The sequence below is a fragment of the Metapseudomonas resinovorans genome, from assembly GCF_002003485.1.
Lineage (GTDB): Bacteria > Pseudomonadota > Gammaproteobacteria > Pseudomonadales > Pseudomonadaceae > Metapseudomonas > Metapseudomonas resinovorans_D.
The window spans coordinates 47,891-67,369 of the sequence record NZ_BDMA01000089.1 but is presented as its reverse complement, the minus strand read 5'-3'; the positions used below and the strand labels follow the sequence as shown (position 1 = coordinate 67,369).

Sequence of the window (19,479 nt, the reverse complement as noted above, 5' to 3'; positions counted from 1 at the left end):
TCTCGTTGTCCGCCAGGCGCCCCCGATTCCTGGCCTGGCGATTTGCAGCCTAGTCCACTTCGCGAAATCGAATCGGGATTCAGGCACGCAAGTACCTCGCACAGACAACAGCCAACCCGATCACGGATTCGCCTCGGAAGTGGCGCGGTAGCTGGATTTCCCTTCTTGTACGACGGACGGATGGGCTGGCGTTTCGGAAAAATTTGTGTAGGCTCACCTGAGAAATTTCTGACAGAAAACGGACTTCTGCCTGACAAACCGAATTTCAGGACTCGGCCGCAACGAAGAACTCGCCTCCACCTGGGTCATCGAGATGACAGGGCAGAGCCGAGCCATTGCGCCGCAGCATCCAGCACAGGTTGCATCGGCACCTTGCACCCGAGGGGCGCGCAAGGTGTTTTCGCGGTACTGAATCTCAAACGTTACAGGCCTGCCCATGCGCGACAGGTCTCTTGGTGAGCATATGGATATTGATACCAAGCCCGGCACCCCTGTGCCGCCCGCATTCAGACCCCAGCGCCGCGCCCTGGCCCTGGAACCACGCATCCTGTTCGACGGCGCAGCCGCCGCGGCCGTGGATCAGCAGCACCAGGACACCGGTGACGCCGGCAAGCCTGCAGCTGATCACGCCACGCCCAACGACGCCCGCAGCGAACCCGGCCAGCAGCCCTCCGCCAGCCGCCACCTGTTGGTGCTGGACAGCCGCATCGACGGCCGCGAGAAATTGACGGCGCAACTGCCCGGCAATGTCGAAGTGCTGGTGGTGGAAGCCAACCAGGATGGTCTTGCCGCCATCTCCGCGGCACTGGCCCAGCTCGGCCAGGTGGATTCCATCCAGATCCTTTCCCATGGTGCCTCCGGCGAGTTCACCCTCGGCAAGACCACCCTGAGCGCCGACAACATCGGCCAGTTCGCCCAGCCCCTCAGCCAGTGGAGCCAGTCACTCAGCGAAGGCGCCGATATCCAGCTCTACGGCTGCAAGGTCGGTGAAGGCAGCGCCGGGCGCACCCTGGTCAACGAACTGGCGCGCTGGACCGGCGCCGACGTCGCCGCCTCCAGCGATGACACCGGCAGCGCCCGCGCGGGTGGCGACTGGGACCTGGAAGTCACCAGCGGCGATATCGACAAGCCCATCGCCCTTACCGCCGCTGCCACCGCCGGTTACGACCGTCTGATGGTGGCCGGACCGACCACTACCCTCGGTGGTGGCGCGGATGTATTGCTGGGAAACACCTTCAACTTCGACGTTACGTTCACCAATATCACCACCGATACCGGCTATGCGCCCTTCATCGACCTGTTCTTCCCGGCGACAGGCAAGGACGGCGCAGGCGCGGAGATCGACGACGGCATCACGTTCGTCTCCGCCACCTACCTCGGGCAGAACCTCACGGCCCATGTCCTGACTTTCGACGCCAACGGCCAGGCCAGCCACCCGCTGGCAGTGGGAACCGACGGCAAGCCAGTGGTCATCAATGCGGCCGATTTCGGCATGCGTGCCGGCGACCAGATGGTGGTGGTCGAACTGCCGTTCGCCAGCGTCGCCCAGGGTCAGCCGCCCATCACCGTGCAAGTGACGGCTGCGTTGAGCGACCTGGCGGATACCGATTTCTCCTTCTCCGGGTCGACGCCGGACCTGACCATCCGTGCGCGCAGCGGCTTCCAGTACGGCAACGACTCGCTGAACAACCCGGCGACGGACCCCAGCATCCTGGAGCCGTCCGCCAACGCCGACAGCTATGTGGTGCACCCGACAGTCATTACCTTCGACCAGGTGATCACCACGCCCGAAGGCGAAACCGCAACCGGCCCCAACTACGGCCGCGAACTGGACGTCACCATCACCCCCGCCGACGCCCAGACCCTGACCGATGTGGTATTGACCCAGCCGGTGCCGGACAACGTCATCGTGACCGCCATTACGCCCGGCGGTGGCGGCATCATCACGTCCATCACCTTGCACAACGGCGGCACGGTTACCGATCCGACGTTCATCCAGCGCATCCTGGCGCAGAACAGCGACGGCGACCTCAGCAACGACCTGTATATCAGCGAGTTCACTGTCCGCTATCCGACCCTGAACACGCCGACCACCACCAGCGTGCAGTTCTTCGTTCCGGACGACGACGCCAATGGCGTGCCCGTGCTCAACGCCGCCACCGGTGATGACGTCACCATCACCTTCGATGGACCGACTGCGGCAGGCAACTGGGTCCCCCTCGACCCTCGCGACGCCACTAATGGCCCGATCGCCTTCGACGGAACCGGCGATGACGTCAGCTTCGTCGCCAAGTCCATCACCTTGGAGAAACAGGTCAGCGTGCGTACCGATGTCGGCGCCACCGGCCTCAGCCCGGGGGATGTCCTGGACTACAGGCTGAATATCGCCCTCTCCGACTATTTCGCCTTCGGCAGGACCTTCCTGGGTGTCGGTCAATTTGCGGTCTTCGACCGCCTCGGCGACGGGCAGACCCTGATCCCCGGTACCGCCACCCTGACCATCAGTCAGAACGGCATTACCCAGACCGTCGCGCTGATTTCTCAAACCATCGTCAATGCCGATGGCAGTACGTCCATCATCTTCAATATCGGCGGCTCCCTGGCCAACGCGTTCGGTCTCCGCCAGTGGCTCAACGGTGACCTGGCGTTCGATAACCTGCTGCAAGGTGCCACCCTCGCAGTGCTCGCCTATCAGGCACGGGTTGCCCAGAGTTACACCCCGCCGGCGGGCGCGCCCCACAGCGAAATCAACGAAGGCGACTCCTTCGGCAACAACGCCACCGTGACCGCCACCGTCCTGTTCGACCCGAACAACCTCAGCGGCTTCGACGAGAGCGACGTCTCCAACACCGTCAGCACTATCCCCACCAGCCAGGTGAATATCGACCTGGCCGACCTCAACGGTGGTGGTGCCCCGGCACCGGGCACCGAGCTGCGCCCCGGCGACTCGGTCACCTTCCGCCTCAGCTACGACCTGGTCACCGGTGACTACGAGAACTTCAAGCTCACCGCCTACCTGCCGCTGCCGCTGTTCGACCTGACCGGCATCGACCCCAACACCATCTGGCGCCTGGCCACCGGCAATACCAACCCGAACAGCCCCACGTTGGTCACGATCGGCCCCGGCAATTCGCTGGTGTTCACCTTCGCAGACTATGTGAACACGGGCATCACGGGCAGCCGGATCGCCATCGATTTCACCCTCACCGTCAGCGACCAGCCCTTCGCCGACCAGCGCGCCTTCAACGTGCTGGGCGAATCCAGCCAGACCCGTACCCTGGACAAGAGCGTCCTGCTCACCACCGATGACGTGACCCTGATCGCCTCGGTGGCCGAGCCCGTTCTCACGATGAGCCACGGCGTGGTGTCCACCAGCCACGGCACGGTGACCGGCACCACCGGCACCTGGAATGCGCCGGGCACCACTGGCGTGCCCTTCGGCGGCAGCATCACCGACATCCTCGCGGTCAATGGCAATGTCACCGGTATCGATGCGAGCGACCGCCTGCGCCTGGCCACCGCCATCGAGAACCATGGCGGCGGTACCGCCTATGACGTCAGCACCCGTATCACCCTGCCGCCAGGCCTGTCCTTCGTCGGCGGCAACCTGGCCAACGCCAACCTGCTGATCTATCGCGGCGACGGCACCCGGCTGATAGCCGGCACCCACTTCACCGTGAACAACGTCACCAACACCATCACCTTCATCGATGGTCCCGGCGTCGGCGCCTTGCTGGCCGGCCGTCCGGGTACAGCTGCCGACAACAGCGGCGCCAACCTGGTGGTAATCACCTACGACGTACAGGTCGCGGCGGCCATCGGTGCCAGCGCCACCCTGCAGACCACCGCCGAGCTGACCCATTACGCCAGTGCCGAGGGCGGGCAGAACTTCGTGCCAGTGCCGCTATCCGACCTCGCCAGCCAGCAGGTCGCTGCGCCGGTGATCAGCAAGAACTTCGCCGGCGGCAGCCTGGACAATGGCGACTCCAGCGCCGCTCACACCACCGGTGCGAACCTGGTGGTCGGCGAAAGCATGCTTTACGACATCATCATCACGCTGCCGGAAGGCACTAGCCAGAACCTGCGCATTGACGACCTGATCCCGCCCGGCCTGCGCCTGGACACCGGTTTCAACGGCAACCTCGGCTATCAACTGATCACCACCGCCGGCGGCGCGTTGTCCGCCAACTTCGCCGGCACGGTCACCATCGGCAGCCTCACCGCCCCCGCCGGCACCCTGGGTGCCGACGGCGCCGATGCGCGCTTCACCTTCACCGCGTCCAGCGCTGCCGGCGACAACAACATAGGCAACAACAGCTTCGTCATCCGCGTGCGTTTGGTGGCCAGCAACGTGATCGGTAACCAGGCCGGCGGCGTGCGCCAGAACGATGCCCGGCTGAGCTACAGCGATCCGGATGGCGACACCCCCAACGGCACCGTGCCGCTGAACCGCGATGTGAACCTGGCCGGTACCAAGCCGGCGATCACCATCCAGGAACCGACCCTGCAGCTCAGCCAGCAACTGATCACGACCCCGGGCCTGGGTTTTGACGAAGGCGACCGCGTCGACTTCAGCATCACCATTGCCAACGGCAACGCCGGAAGCGACTACGACGCGTTCGACATCGCCTTCTCCAGCCAGCTGCCCACGGAGATGGACCAGCTCACTGTGGTCAGCGCGATCTATACCGTGGGCGGGGTCAGCACCGATGTCAGCGCCAGCTTCAGGCTCGACCCGACCACGCGCACGTTGATCAACATCGGAAATGTCGACATCGCCAAGGGCGGTACCCTCGTCATCCGCGTGACCGGCGTGGTGAACGCCACCGGTGCGTCCGTGGCCGAATTCGACAACCTCGCCAATGTCCGCTGGACCAGCCTCAACGGCAGCAACATCAACGGCGCCGCCGACCCTGCCGGCGAACGCACCGGCCTCGACGGCCTGATCAATACCGGCGTCCTGAACGATTACCAGCGCAGCAACGCCCTGATCATCCCGGTGGCCCAGGCCATCCGCTTCTCGCGGGTTGGCGGCCTCTCCGATACCGCCGCGCCCAACCCGACGGATGCGCTCGTGGAAAACGTGAGCATCGGCGAGGTCATCCGCTACCGCGCCGCCGTGCTGGTTCCCGAGGGTAGCAACCCCAACTACCAACTGGTCATCACCCTGGACGACGGCCTGACGGTGGATGACATCAGTACCATGCGCATCGGCTTCATTTCCGATGGCGGGCTGGTCACCAGCCTGGGGGACCTGATCATCGGCGGTACCTTGCAGATCATCGGCAACGAGGACAGCCCGCAAGCCCAACTGATTACGCCCGACCTCTCCGGCGCAGCGCCTACAGGCGTGATCAATCCGATCTACGTGGTGCTCGACACCGACGCCAACGGCAGGCAGGTGGTGACCATCAACCTGGGCAACCTCACCAATGGCCCCTTCGGCACCGGTAATGACGGCAATGACGACGACCTCGAAGGCGTGGTCTTCGAATTCAACGCCCGGGTGGACAACAGCCTCGGCAACCAGAGCGCCAAGCAGCTTGGCGTCACGGCACATGACCGCGTCAACGGCATTGTCCGCACCACCAGCGATACTCTGTTCGAGCGCATCGTCGAGCCCGGCTTCGCTGGCCTGAACAAGACCGTCACCGACTTCAACGCGAACCCCGGCGGTACCCTCGGGACCGCCACCGTCACGGTCGGCTTCACCGCCAACGGCGGCCTGCCAGCCTATGACGTGCACCTGACCGATGGTTTCCCCACCGGCAGCAACTACACCCTGCTCAGCATCACCATCGGCGCCAACACCTACGGTCCGGGCAACCTGCCGGCCGGCGTCAGCTTCAGCACCACCGGCGGTGTGACCGTGGATATCGCACGGATCGACCCGGGCACCAGCGTCAGTGTGGTGTACAGCGTCCAGGTGCCGAACAGCGCAACCATCGCCAGCACCGATGCCACCCTGAGCTGGAGCAGCCTGCCGGAAACCTTCACCAACTGGGGCGGCACGGCGGTGGGTCCCGATAGCACCGCGACCGGCGAGCGCACCGGCGTAGATGGCCCCGGCGCCCCCCTGAACAACTACGTGCTGCGCGAAGGCGCCGGCCTCGGGATCATCAGCGGCACCCTGTGGAACGACACGGGCACCGCCGCCAGCGCGCCGAACGACGCCACGCCGGACCCTGACCCGGTTCCCGGCACACCCGCCTATGAACTGGCCATCGCCAACCAGGCCATCAACCTGATCTGGGCCGGCAATGATGGTGTGTTCGGTAGCGGCGACGACAAGACCTTCACCACCACCACCAACGCCAACGGCCGCTTCTCCTTCGGTGTGCTACCCAGCGGTCTGTTCCGCATCGACGCGCCGACCACGGTGAACAGCATCACCCAGTTCGGCGAACTGCGGATTCGCATCGATACCGATGGCAGCACCCTCGGCCAGGTCCAGGTGACCCTGGGCGAAGGCGTGGCGCAACAAGCCAACTCCGGCTATGTCGAACTCAACGATGCCCCGGTGAACACCCTCCCCGGCTTCCAGCCGGGACTCGAAGACACGCCCCTGGCGATTCCCGGTATCAGCGTCAGCGACGTCGATGCCGAGCGCGACCCGGTCGTCGCCAGCCGCGCCATTCAGGTAAACCTCAACGTACTTCGCGGCACGCTGTCCCTCACCGGTCCAACCACCGGCGTGACGGTTACCGGCGCCGGTACCGCGAACATGGTGCTGGTGGGGCGGATCGCCGACATCAACGCCGCCCTCGCAGGCCTCAGCTACCTCGGCAACCTCAATTTCAACGGTGTCGATTTCCTTCAGGTCGTGAGCAACGATCTGGGCAACTATGGCGACTTCAACGGCAACGGCATTCCCGGCGAACTGGCCGACGCACGCACCGACGACGACTTCCTGGTGATCCGCCTCGACCCGGTGAACGACGCCCCCATTGCGGTGAATGACAACGCCACGGCGGTGGAAGCCGGCGGTACGTTCAACCGCCTGCCGGGCGTCGATCCGCGCGGGAACCTGCTGAGCAACGATACCGATGTCGATATCGGCACCAACGGCGACCGGATCCGCGTCGTTTCCGTTACCTCCCCGCTCGGCGTGGTGGTCCCGGTTCCATTACTGGGTTCGGTGGAAGTGTTCGGGCGCTACGGCAAGCTGGTGCTGCAGTCCAACGGCGCCTACCAGTACGTGGTCGACAACGCCAATCCCGAAGTCCAGGCCCTGCGCCTGGCGGGCAACCAGCTGAACGAGAGCTTCACCTACGTGATCTCGGACATCGGCCTGGGCGGCCCGCCACTGCAATCCTCGGCCACTCTCGCGGTAGTCATTCAGGGCGCCAACGACACCCCGGTCGGTGTCAATGACGAAGGCACGGCGATCGAGAAAGGCGGCGTCAACAACACCGATATCGGCAACCCCGGCGACATCCCTCCAACCGGCTTCCCGGTTCCCGGCGCCAACGCCACCGGCAATGTGCTGGACAACGACCTGGATGTGGACGGCGGCGAAAATCCGGCGGACCCGATCGACTACGGCGAAACCAAGAGGGTCAGCGGCGCGCGCGCCCTGCGTGAGCTCGCGCCAGGCTTGCTGTTTATCGTTCCCCCCGGGGGCAGCGTCAACGTCATCGGTACCTACGGCACCCTGACCATCGCCTCCGATGGCACCTACACCTATGTGCTCAACGAAGACGCCACCGCCGTGCAACGGCTGGGGCCGAACGACACGCTGACGGAGTTCTTCAGCTACCAGGTCACCGATACGGCAGGCTTGAACGACCTGGCGGAACTGCGCATCACCATCCGCGGCAACTACGACAACCCCCTGGCCAGCGATGACCAGGCCGTCGCCCAGGCCGGCTCCGGCCCAACCGCCATCGGTGAAAGCAATCCCAGCGGCAACGTCATCCGCTTCCCCAGCCGCCCGGGCCCTGTCACCCAGCCTGGCGGCAATGGCGTGGACAACGACGTCGACGCGGCCGACCGGCCCAATACCCTGCTCCGGGTCAATGGCGTGCGCCCAGGCCTGGAAACCGCAGGCGGCGTCCTGATCGGAGTGGCTACCGGGTCTACCAGTACCACTGGCGCCGCCCTCCTGCTGGGCAACTTCGGCCTGCTGCGCATCGGCGCCGACGGTTCCTTCACCTATGACGTGGACAGCGCCAACCCCACGGTGCAAGCCCTGCAGGCCGGTCAGACCCTGACCGAGACCTTCACCTACCAGATCATCGACACCAACGGCTTCACCGACCTGGCGCAACTGGTGATCACCGTCCGCGGAATCAACGATCCGCCCATTGCCCAGAACCACTTCAACATCGCCGTCGAACGCGGTGGCGTCGCCAACGGCCAAGCGGGCCTCGACCCCACGGGCGACGCCCTGCTGTTCGATGTCGATCCGGACGGCGATCCGATCAGCGTGATCTCCGTCAGCAATGACGAACTGGGCACCACGGGCACCATCGGCCAGGCCTTCGACGGCCAGTACGGCACCCTGACGCTGAATGCCGACGGCACCTACAGCTACGTCCTGAACAACACCAATCCCGAGGTGGAGGCCCTGCGCCTGCTCTCGGACTTCCTCATCGAGCGCTTCACCTACGCCATTTCCGATGGCGTGGAAGCGCCCCAGTCCGCGCAGCTGGTGATCCTCATCCTCGGCCGCAACGACAACCCGGTGGCGACCGATGACACCGCCACGGCTGTCGAAGCCGGTGGGGTGAACAACGGCAGCGCTGGGGTCGACCCGATCGGCAACGTGCTGGACAACGACACCGACGTCGATGGCGGCGCCCTCGATGCCATCGATTACGGCGAAACCAAGGTGGTGGGATCGGTGCGTACCGGTGCCGTGGAAGGTGCGGGTACAGCGGGCACCCTCGGCAGCGAACTGCGTGGCCAATATGGCTGGCTGACCCTGAACGCCGACGGCAGCTACAGCTACCGCCTGGACAACAGCCTGGCGGCGGTACAGGCCCTGCGGGCGGGCAATACGCTGCTCGAGACCTTCAACTACAGCGTCGTCGACACCGCCGGCGCCACCGACATCGCACTGCTGAGCATCACCATCGAAGGTGCCAACGATGCGCCGGTCGCCAACAATGACAGCGCCATCGCCGTCGAAGCCGGTGGCCTTGACAACAATCTGGATGGGGTCGACCCGACCGGCAATGTCCTGGCCAACGACACCGACGTCGACCTCAATGGCGAGACGCTCACCGTGGTCGGTGTACGCCACGGCGCCGATATCGGCACCGTCGGCAGCGCATTGCTCGGCGAGTACGGCACCCTGACCTTGAATGCCGACGGCAGCTACACCTACCTCGTCGATAACGACGATCCCCGTGTGGAAGCCCTGCGCATTGCTGGCGATACCCTGAGCGAAACCTTCACCTACACCATTCGCGACCTGGCTGGCGCCCTCAGCACCGCCACCCTCACCATCACCATCCAGGGCCGCAACGACAACCCGCATGCGATCCGTGTGGACCTGGTCGCCGTGGAGGCCGGCGGCACCAACAACGGCACCCTCGGTATCGACCCGCGCATCAACGTCATGGCCAATGACACCGACGTCGACGCCGGCGATACCAAGACGCTCATCGGTATCCGCCTCGGCGACGAGCTGGGAGGCGCGAACTTCACCCTGGTCACCGGCAGCCAGAGCATCGACGGCCTCTACGGCACCTTGATCGTTCAGCCCAATGGCGAATCGCATTACGTGGTGAACAACGCCCTGGCGGCGGTCCAGGCGCTGAAGCCCGGCGACACGTTGCAGGAAGTCTTCTCCTACCGCATGCGCGACACCGCCAGCGCCCTGAGCATCGCCCGCATCACCATCACCATCCAGGGTGCCTGGGACGCCCCGGTCGCCGCAGACAACCTGAACATCGCCATCACCGACAATGGCGACGGCCTGGTATTGAACCCCACCGGTAACGTCCTGCCCAACGACAGCGATGTCGACCAGGGCGACCAGCTCACCGTCACCGGTATCCGCACGGGACCGGAGAACGGCAGCGGCACCACCGGCTCCGTCGGCGACGTACTGGTCGGCCAGTACGGCACCCTGATCATCAATGCCGACGGCAGCTACCACTACACCATCGACATTTCCAACCCGGACGTGCTCGCCCTCGATCTGCTGGACACCCTGGTGGATCACTTCACCTATGAGGTGACCGACCTGGGCGGACTCACCGACCTGGCGCAACTGTCGATCATCGTCATTGGCCGCAACGATGCCCCGGATGGCTTCGACGACGAGGCAACGGCCATAGAGGCCGGCGGCCTGAACAACGATGCTCCGGGGCTGAACCCCAGCGGCAACGTGTTGGGCAATGACACGGATCTGGAAGGACAGCAGCTCTCGGTATCGGCCATTCGCACTGGCAGCGAAACGGGCAGCGGCACCAGCGGGACCGTCGGCACAGTGCTGCGCGGCCTCTACGGCGACCTGACGATGAACGCCGACGGCAGCTGGACCTACGTGGTCGACAACAGCCTGGCCGTGGTCCAGGCGCTGCGCATCAGCGGTCAAACCCTGGTGGATGTTTTCACCTACACGCTCGCCGACACGCATCTGGCGACCGACACCGCCGAACTGCGGATCACCATCGACGGTCGCAACGACACGCCAGTCGCCCAGGATGACGACGCCACGGCGGTCGAGGCCGGCGGCGTGGGCAACGCCATTCCCGGCAGCGATCCCTCCGGCAACGTCCTGACCAACGACCAGGACGTGGACAGCGTTGCCAACGGCGAAACCCGGCAGGTCCTCTCGGCCACCAGCGAACTGGGCAACAGCGCGCTGGTCGGGCAGGCCCTGGTGGGCCGCTACGGCACGCTGACCCTCAATGCCGATGGCAGCTATGTCTATGTGCTGGATAACACCAACCCGGTGGTACAGGCACTGCGCACCGCCGGCGAAACCCTGCGCGAAACCTTCACCTACATCATGCGCGACACGACCGGTGCTCAGTCCGAAGCGCGGCTGAACCTGTTGATCCAGGGCGCCAACGACAATCCGGTTGCCCAGGACGACGGCAACCTCGCCAGCGACCAGACCCCGGCGCCCCAGGCCACCGGCAATGTGTTGCCGAACGACTCGGACGTGGACGGCGGTGAGCAATTGCAGGTAGTGGGCATCCGCAGTGGTGCAGAGAACGGCACCGGCACGGCGGGTCTGGTCGGCCAGCCCATCGCCGGTCGCTACGGCACCCTGGTGATCAATGCCGACGGCAGTTACACCTACAGCATCGACCTGACCAACCCCGAAGTGCTCAGGGCCGCCGGTCTGGGTCGCGTCTTGCAGGACGTCTTCACCTACACGGTGGGCGACCGCGCCGGCGCGACCGACCTGGCGCAGCTGACGATCGACCTGGATATCGCCGCGCCCTTCATCCCCGCGCCACGGGAACCCATCGGCCCGCACGAAGACCGTGACGATCTCGACCCGTTCCGCCGCCCGCCGCTGCCCGGCGTGGACCCGGTGGTCTTTGTCGGCCCGGTGGTGGAGCGCGATGAACGCCAACTGATGCTGTCTGGCTGGGATGCCGACGGCAGCGATCTGCGCCTGGGACTGGAACCGGAAATCGAGAGCGAAACCCTGAACGCGCACTTCGGCCAGATCAAGGGCCAGTTCGTCTCCCGCGCGGTACACGACAGCAGCGCCAATAGCGACCTCGACCTGGCGTGGATTCTCGGCCGACACGGTCGGACCAGCCTGAGCGCCGATGGCTTGCTGCCCGATCCGTCGGTGTTCGCCCCCACCCCGGACAACCTGACCCAGGGCGATGCCCAGTTGCCGCCGCCCTCCGACGCCCGTACCGCCCCCGGCTTCAGTGCCCAGTTGCGCGAGGCCGCTGAGCGCCTGCGTGCGCTGGGCAATGGGCCAACCGAATAAGCAAGGACCAAGGATCGACCATGCCAAGAACGCCCTACACGCTCCTCAGCGCCGCCATCGCCTCCACCCTGCTGCTGGGCGCCTGCTCAGCCATGAAGCCCCACGAGTACACCGACGAAGAAAGCCGACAGCGCATCATCCGCGACCAGGCGCAGATGTACTCCAATCAGGAACCGGTGACTGCTCCCATCACCTTCTACGAGGCCGCCGCCCGGGCCCTGAAGTACAACCTGGACTACCGCCTGAAACTCATGGAGAGCGCGCTGGCCAGTGACCTGCGTGACGTTTCCAGCCATGAAATGCTGCCGCGCGTAGTTGCTTCGGCTGGCTATGCCGGGCGTAACAACGACTCCGGCGGCACCTCCATCGGCATCGAGGACCGCGAGGAAAGCTTGCGGGCATCCACCTCCGAAGAGCGTTATCGCGAACTCTACGGCCTGGGCCTCTCCTGGAGCCTGCTGGACTTCGGCGTCGCCTACTACCGCACCCAGCAGAAGAGCGACCAGATCCTCATGGCCGAGGAACGTCGACGCAAGGTGGCTCAGAACGTCCTGCAGGATGTGCGCAATGCATACTGGCGCGCAGTCGGCGCCCAGCGCCTGATGCCCCAGGTCGACCGCCTGCTGGTGCGTACCCACCAGGCACTGCTCTCCGCCCGCGAGGCCGAGACCAAGGGCCTGCTGCCGCGCCAGGAAGTGCTGTCCTACCAGCGCGCCCTGCTCGACTCGATCTACCTGCTCACCGTGCGCCGCCAGGACCTGGAGTTCGCCCAGGCCGAACTGTCCGCGCTGATGTCGCTACCGCCGGGGTCGAAGCTGATCCTCGCCGACCAGACCGAGCAACCGCTGCCGGAACTGAACCAGGACATCGACCGGCTGGAACAGATCTCCCTGGAGAACCGCCCGGAAATCATGGAAGAGTGGTACCGCAAGCGGGTCAACGAGAATGACCTGAAGATCGCCAAGGCCCAGCTCTGGCCCAACGTCAGCCTGGATTTCGGCTACAAGTACGACTCCAACAAATTCCTCTACAACAGCGACTGGACCGAGACCGGGCTGCAGGTGTCGATGAACCTGCTGCGCCTGCTGCAGCTGCCGTCGTTGAACGCCGCCGCCGAATCCCAGGAAAAGACCGACGACATGCGCCGTGTGGCACTGTCCATGGCCATCCTCACCCAGGTCCGGGTGGGCACCCTGCGCTACCAGCTGGCGCGCCAGGAAGTGGAATTCGCCGACCAGAGCCTGCGGGTGGACCAGAGCCTGCTGGACTACGCCCAGGCGGCGCGCACCACCTCCTACGGCTCGGAGCTGGAACTGATCCGCGCCGAAGGCCGCTACCTGCTTTCGCGCTACCAGCGTGAAGCAGCCTACTCGGACGCCCAGGCGGCCTGGGGCCGGCTGTACAACTCCGTTGGCCTGGACATCCTCCCGGAGCAGATCGAGAAGCACGACATCCAGACGCTGGCCCGAGAAATCCAGCGCACCCTGGGTGAACAGGAACACAGCAAACTTCTGGTCAGCAAATAAGGAACACCGCATGTCGTCGATCGCTGAGCGCAGTCTGCTCGCCCTGTTTGCGTCCCTTGTCCTGTCTCTACCGTTACCCATCGCCCTTGCCGATGACCTGCCCCCGGCCGCCCCCAGCGAGGACCCCGGCGCCATCCGCGTGCTGCTCAGCGCTGACCTGGAAACCACGCTTTCCAGCCAGATGAACGGCACCCTCGGCGAACTCAAGGCGCCCCTCGGCCAGCAGGTGGCGAAGGACGCCCTGCTGGCCCAGCTCAACTGCGAAGAAGCCCAGGCCCGCGCCAAGGTCGCCGCCGCCGAACTGACCATGGCCCGGCAAAACCTCGATGCCAAACGCAACCTGCGCAAGCTGGATGCGGTAGGCGACCTGGAAGTGGCCATGGCCAACACCGAGGTCCAGAAGGCTGAAGGCGCCCGCTCCCTGGCCCAGGCCCAGAGCGGCTACTGCCGGGTGCAGGCGCCCTTCTCCGGCCGGGTCGCCAAGGTCCACGTGAAGCCCTACCAGACCGTGGCGGCCGGTACTCCGTTGTTCGATCTGGTCAGCGACGGTGCCCTCAAGGTGCGCCTGAACGTGCCGTCGAGCCTGTTGCCGCAGCTCAAGCCCGGCCTGGCGCTGGAGGTCAGCATCCTGGAAACCGGGAAGTCCTATGGCGCCCACATCAGCGCCATCAACTCACGGGTCGACGCCGTGGCCCAGACCGTGGAACTGGAGGCGCGGCTCGACGCCGAGCACCCTGAACTGATCGCCGGCATGAGCGGCACCGCACGCTTCCCGCAAGCCCATGAATGACCGTCTGCCACACCCGCAGTTGCTGCTGGCCCTGGCCGCACTGCGCGATCGCGCGCTCGCCGCCGATTCGCTCAACGCCCTGGCCTTCTCCATTGCCAACGATCCCTATGCGTTGCTGCGCTACCACCAGGCGCTGGTGCTCGCCCAGCGTGGCGCGGACCTGGAACTGCTCTGCGTTTCCGGCCTCGCCCGCCCCAGCGAGGACTCGCCCTACCTGGTCTGGCTGCGTCGCGCCAGCCGTTGGCTCAGCACCCAACTGCCTGACGCCCAACCCCGCTGGCTGGCCCGCGACGCCGTGGAACCGCCCGACGACATCGCCGAAGGCTGGGCCGAGTGGTGGCCATCCGGACTCTGGTGCATTCCCCTGCATGACCGCGAAGGCACGCGCCTGGGGCTGGTGATCTTCCTGCTGGATGCCCCGCCGGCCGATTCCCTGGTGCCGCTGGCCGATGGCCTCTGGCAGACCTGGGCACACTGCTGGGCCGCCTTCATCGGCCGGCGCCGGCTGTTCGGCTGGCGCCCGAGCAAGCGTCAACTCCTGGCCGCGCTGGCGGTGGCCGCTGCGCTGATGCTGATACCGGTGCGGCAGACAGCACTGGCACCGGCCGAGATTGTCTCGCGCCAGGCGGAGGTCATCAGCTCCCCCATCGATGGGGTGATCGAGCGCATGCAGGTTCGGCCTAACCAGCCGGTGGAAGCCGGCACCCTGCTCTTCACCCTCGACGAAACCACCCTGAGAAGCCGCGCCGAAGTGCTCGGCAAGGAAGTGGCTGTGGCCGATGCGGAGTTGATGGCGGCCAGCCAGCGCGCGTTCGACAACCCGCAGAGCAAGAGCGAGCTGACCCTGCTCAACGGCCGCGCCCAGCAGCGTCGCGCCGAACTGGCGGCGGTACAGGCGCAGTTGCAGCGTACCCGTGTGCGCTCGCCGCGCGCCGGCGTGGCGGTGTTCAGCGACCCCAACGACTGGCTGGGCAAGCCGGTGGCGACCGGGGAACGAATCCTCCAGGTGGCCGACCCCGCACAGCCGGCCATGTTGATCCAGCTGCCGGTGGCCGACGCCATCGCCCTGGAGCCGGGCGCGGAGGTCACCCTGTTCCTCACCGCCTACCCGCTCTCGCCGCTCAAGGGAGAGGTGCTGGAAACCAGCTACCAGGCCCGCGCCAATGAAGAAGGCGTAGTCGCCTACCGGTTGCTGGCCAGCGTCGAAGGCCAGCCGGAGCATGCCCGCCTCGGCCTGCACGGTACCGCCAAGCTCTATGGCGAACGGGTGGTGCTGGGCTACTACCTGCTGCGCCGGCCCTTTGCCGCGCTGCGCGCCTGGACCGGGCTGTGATCGTCGATGCGGCGCAGATGCCGCTCCCGCCGTTGCGCGAGGATCTACGGTTGCTGGAGACCGCGCCCGGCAACGATGGCGAGCCGGCCTGGGTGATCCAGGACACGGTGGTCAATCGCTTCTATCGCATTGGCTGGCTGGAGTTCGAGTGCCTGCTGCGCTGGGAGTGCACCCCGCAGCAGATCTGCAGTGCCATCCAGGAGCAGACGCCGCTGCGCCCGGACGTGGAGCAGGTGCTGGAATTCCGCGAGTTCCTCGCACAACACCAGCTGTTGCGCCCGACACCCGATGCCGCAGCTCGCATGGCTTCGCGCAGTGAAGGCAATGCCTGGCTCAACTGGAAATGGTGGCTGCACCATTATCTGTTCTTCCGCATCCCGCTGCTGCGCCCGCAGAGACACCTGGAACGCCTGGCGAGCCATCTGGATTGGCTGTTCCGCCCGCTGACCGGGGTGCTGGTGGTGACCCTGGGCGTAATCGGCGTGCTGCTGGTGCTGCAGCAGTGGGACGCCTTCACCACGGCGGTGGTCGAATCCTTCTCCGCCTCCGGGCTGCTCAGCTTCGCCCTGGCGCTGGCCCTGGCCAAGACCCTCCATGAACTCGGCCACGCCCTGGTGGCGACGCGTCTGGGGCTTCGCGTCGGGCACATGGGCATCGCCTTTGTGGTGCTCTGGCCAATGCTCTACACCGACACCGGCGAGAGCTGGAAGCTGCGCAGTTCCCGGCAGCGCCTGGCCATCGCGTCGGCGGGCATCCTCACCGAACTGGCCCTCGCCGGCCTGGCGACCCTCGGCTGGGCCCTTTCTGATCCGGGCCCAGTGCGCAACGCCCTGCTCTACCTCGCCACTACCAGCTGGGTCCTGTCGCTGGCCTTGAACGCCAGCCCGTTCATGCGCTTCGACGGCTACTTCATCCTGTCCGACCTGCTGGACTTTCCCAACCTCCACGAGCGTTCCTCGGCGCTGGCCCGGACCACCCTGCGGCGCGTGCTGCTGGGCCTGGACGAGGAGTGGCCGGAAGCCTTCAGCCCCGGCAAGCGCCGCGCGCTGGTGGCCTTCGCCATGGTCACCTGGGTCTATCGCCTGGTGCTGTTCCTGGGTATTGCCGTCGCGGTTTACCTGCTCTTCTTCAAACTGCTCGGGATACTGCTGTTCGCCGTGGAAATCGCCTGGTTTATCGTCATGCCGATCGCACGTGAATTGAAACACTGGTGGGCCAATCGTGCTGCCATCCGCAACAGTCGCCGGTACTTCTGGTGGGGCGTGCTGGCCGTGCTCCTGCTGCTCCTGGCGGTGCCCTGGCGCAGCCAGATCCATGCCCTGGGCGTGGCCCGTGCCGAGCAGCAGTTGCGGGTCTTCGCGCCCTACCCCGCACGCTTGCAGGCCATTCATGCAGCGGGGAACGTCGAGGCCGGCGCGACCCTGGTCACCCTGGAAGAGCCGGACATTACTTCACGCCTGACCAGCAGCGAGGCCAGCGCGAAGAGTTACGAAGCTCGCCTTGGCGGATTGATCGCAGACCCCGGTGGTGCCGAGCAGGCTCTTGCTACCCGCCAGCGCCTGCGTGTTCAGTTCGAGGAAGCCCGCGCAGCCCGTTCGGAAATCGCCCGGCTCAAACTCCAGGCGCCCTTCGCCGGACGCTGGCTGGACCTCGACCCTGACTGGCGTGCCGGCCAATGGGTCCACAGCCGCGAGCCCATCGGCATGCTGGTGGACCCAAGCCGCTGGCAGGTGGATGCCTACGTCGACCAGGACGACGTGCAGCGCCTGGTGCAAGGCAGTGAGGTGCGTTTCTACCCCGAAGGCCAGCCAACGCCCATCGCCGGCAAGGTGGTGGCCATCGGCAGCACCCGCGTCAGCAGACTGGAACATGCGATGCTCGCCTCCCGCTATGGCGGGCCCCTGACCGTGGCCAGCCAGAGCAAGGAACTCGTGCCTACGCCACCCCTGTTCCACGTGCTGGTGCAACTGGAAACCGCCCCGCACACCCTGCGCGAAACCCGTGGCCACCTGCAGATCGACGGCAACCGCCGCAGCCTCCTGGCCGAAGGCCTCACCCATGTGGCGGCGATATTGCTCAGGGAAAGCGGCTTCTAACGCTCCTACAAGTGCGGTTGCAACTTCCGTAGGGTGGAAATCGCTGTTCATTTCCACCAGACGAGACCCACCGGCAAAAGCGAACTCCAAGGCTTTGTGTAGGAGCGAGCTTGCTCGCGAAAGGTCGGCCCTGAAGGTTTGCGAGCAAGCTCGCTCCTACAAGTGCAAGTGCGCCGTGGCACGCCGGTGGAAATCAGTTCCCCGCCGACACGCCCCTATCGATCGCCATGTCCGCACCGGTGATCGAACGCGCGCCGGGCTGGCAGAGGAAGTAGACCAGGTCGGCCACCTCTTCGGGCTGGATGAAGCAGGCGCGGTCGCCCTGCGGGTACTTCGCCAGCAGCTCGCGGTAATACCCTTCGGGGTCGCCACCGCCGTACTGGTCGGCCTGGAACTTCAGCATCGGCGTTTCGATATCGCCCGGCGACACGGCGTTGCAACGCACGCCGAATGGCGCCAGGTCCAGGGCCAGGGTCTTGGTCAGCAGCGTCACCCCGCCCTTGCTCGCGCAGTAGGCCGCCGCATTGCGGTTGCCCTGGCGACCGGCATCGCTGGAGATGTTGACGATGGCGCCGGAGGTTTCCTTGAGCGGCGGAATGGCGGCCGAGCACATGAAGAAGGTGGCTTTCAGGTTCACATCGAGGACCAGGTCGAAGTCCTCTTCGCTGAAGGATTCCACCGGACCTTCCCGCCACACGCCGGCAGCGTTGACCAGCGCGTCCAGCCGTCCAAAGGACGCCAGGGCCGCGGCAACCGCTGCGGTGCAGGTCGAGGGCTGGCGGATATCGCCGGCGAAGATCCCGCAGGCGGGATGCTCCGCGTGCAGCCGCGCCAGGCCCTCGGCCGAAAGGTCAGTAGCAAAGACCTGCCAGCCGCCCTGGATGAAGCGTTTGACCAGGGCACGGCCGACGCCGCCGGCCGCACCGGTGACAAGAACGACGGAGGTGTTCATAGGCTGGGGCCTCCGGCTCAGGGCGCCTTGTTCTCGATCAGACAATTGCCGCCATCCACCACCAGCAGCTCCCCGGTGATGTAGCTGGCTTCCGGCGACGCGAGGAATGCCACGGCCGCCGCGACCTCTTCTGGACGTCCTGCCCGCCCCACCGGCACATAACTGGCCGCATGGCGCTCCTCGTCCGTACTGGAACCGGTGCCGATCCAGCCCGGCGCAACGCAGTTGACGGTGATGCCCTGGCGCGCGACTTCCAGTGCCAGCCCCATGTTCATGCCCACCATTCCGGCCTTCGCGGCGCCGTAGGCGGCCTCGCCCGGATTGCTGCCACGGGTGCCGGTGGTCGAACTGATCTGCACGATGCGCCCGTATCCCCGCGCCTGCATGCCCGGTAGCACGGCACGGGTCAGCAGGAAGGCGGTGGTCAAGTTGCGTGCAATGGAGAGGTTCCAGGTGGCGAGGTCCATGCCGGCGACTTCGGCGAAGGGTTCGGGGCTGCCCTGCATGGCCATGCCGGCGTTGTTCACCAGGATGTCGATTCGGCCCCAAAGCGATTCGGCCCACGCAGCGAGTTCGCCGACCTGGGTTTCGTCGGTGAGGTCCGCCGCCCGCCCTTCGGCCTCGAAACCTTCGGCGCGAAGTTCCTCCACCCGCTCGGCGATACGCGCGCTGCTGGCGGTGACGATCAATCTCACCCCGGCAGCGCCGAGCCTGCGGGCAATAGCCATGCCGATGCCCAGCTCACTTCCGGCACCGCTGACCAGCGCCACCTGGCCCTGCCAATTCGTATGGGTCATTTCACGCTCCTCATGCGGGTTGTAAGCGCTGGAGTAGCAATGCGAGCCAGCCTACCCTCGCGATGCGGCCA

General features: G+C 65.9%; 7 protein-coding genes. 5 read left to right on the top strand and 2 right to left on the bottom strand.

Going from position 1 to position 19,479, the window contains the following annotated elements:
• Positions 1 to 463: 463 nt before the first annotated feature.
• Genes MnOB_RS25125 through MnOB_RS25105 form a run of 5 tightly spaced genes read left to right on the top strand, consistent with a single transcriptional unit; the run spans position 464 to position 17,659 of the window.
• Positions 464 to 11,914: a VCBS domain-containing protein gene (locus tag MnOB_RS25125; protein ID WP_077527260.1), complete on the top strand. Its 11,451-nt coding sequence runs from the start codon at positions 464 to 466 to the stop codon at positions 11,912 to 11,914.
• A 20-nt stretch (positions 11,915 to 11,934) separates the two neighbouring features.
• Positions 11,935 to 13,440 (top strand): TolC family protein, encoded by a 1,506-nt coding sequence (locus tag MnOB_RS25120; protein WP_077527259.1) that lies wholly within the window; start codon positions 11,935 to 11,937, stop codon positions 13,438 to 13,440.
• 10 nt (positions 13,441 to 13,450) lie between these two features.
• Complete coding sequence (locus tag MnOB_RS25115) at positions 13,451 to 14,230, top strand: efflux RND transporter periplasmic adaptor subunit (RefSeq protein ID WP_107504128.1); 780 nt, start codon at positions 13,451 to 13,453, stop codon at positions 14,228 to 14,230.
• Positions 14,223 to 15,563, top strand: a complete 1,341-nt coding sequence (locus tag MnOB_RS25110) for an efflux RND transporter periplasmic adaptor subunit (RefSeq protein ID WP_077527258.1) — start codon at positions 14,223 to 14,225, stop codon at positions 15,561 to 15,563. Before MnOB_RS25115 ends, MnOB_RS25110 begins: the two co-directional genes overlap by 8 nt.
• The gene (locus MnOB_RS25105; RefSeq protein ID WP_077527309.1) at positions 15,563 to 17,659 is read left to right on the top strand and encodes a site-2 protease family protein; all 2,097 of its coding nucleotides are present in this window, start codon (positions 15,563 to 15,565) and stop codon (positions 17,657 to 17,659) included. Before MnOB_RS25110 ends, MnOB_RS25105 begins: the two co-directional genes overlap by 1 nt.
• Positions 17,660 to 17,852: 193 nt before the next feature.
• Here MnOB_RS25105 and MnOB_RS25100 read toward each other — a convergent pair whose 3' ends face one another.
• The gene (locus MnOB_RS25100; RefSeq protein ID WP_077527257.1) at positions 17,853 to 18,611 is read right to left on the bottom strand and encodes an SDR family NAD(P)-dependent oxidoreductase; all 759 of its coding nucleotides are present in this window, start codon (positions 18,609 to 18,611) and stop codon (positions 17,853 to 17,855) included.
• Between the two features lie 17 nt (positions 18,612 to 18,628).
• On the bottom strand, positions 18,629 to 19,408 hold the full coding sequence (locus tag MnOB_RS25095) for an SDR family NAD(P)-dependent oxidoreductase (RefSeq protein WP_077527256.1): 780 nt from the start codon (positions 19,406 to 19,408) through the stop codon (positions 18,629 to 18,631).
• Positions 19,409 to 19,479: the final 71 nt, after the last annotated feature.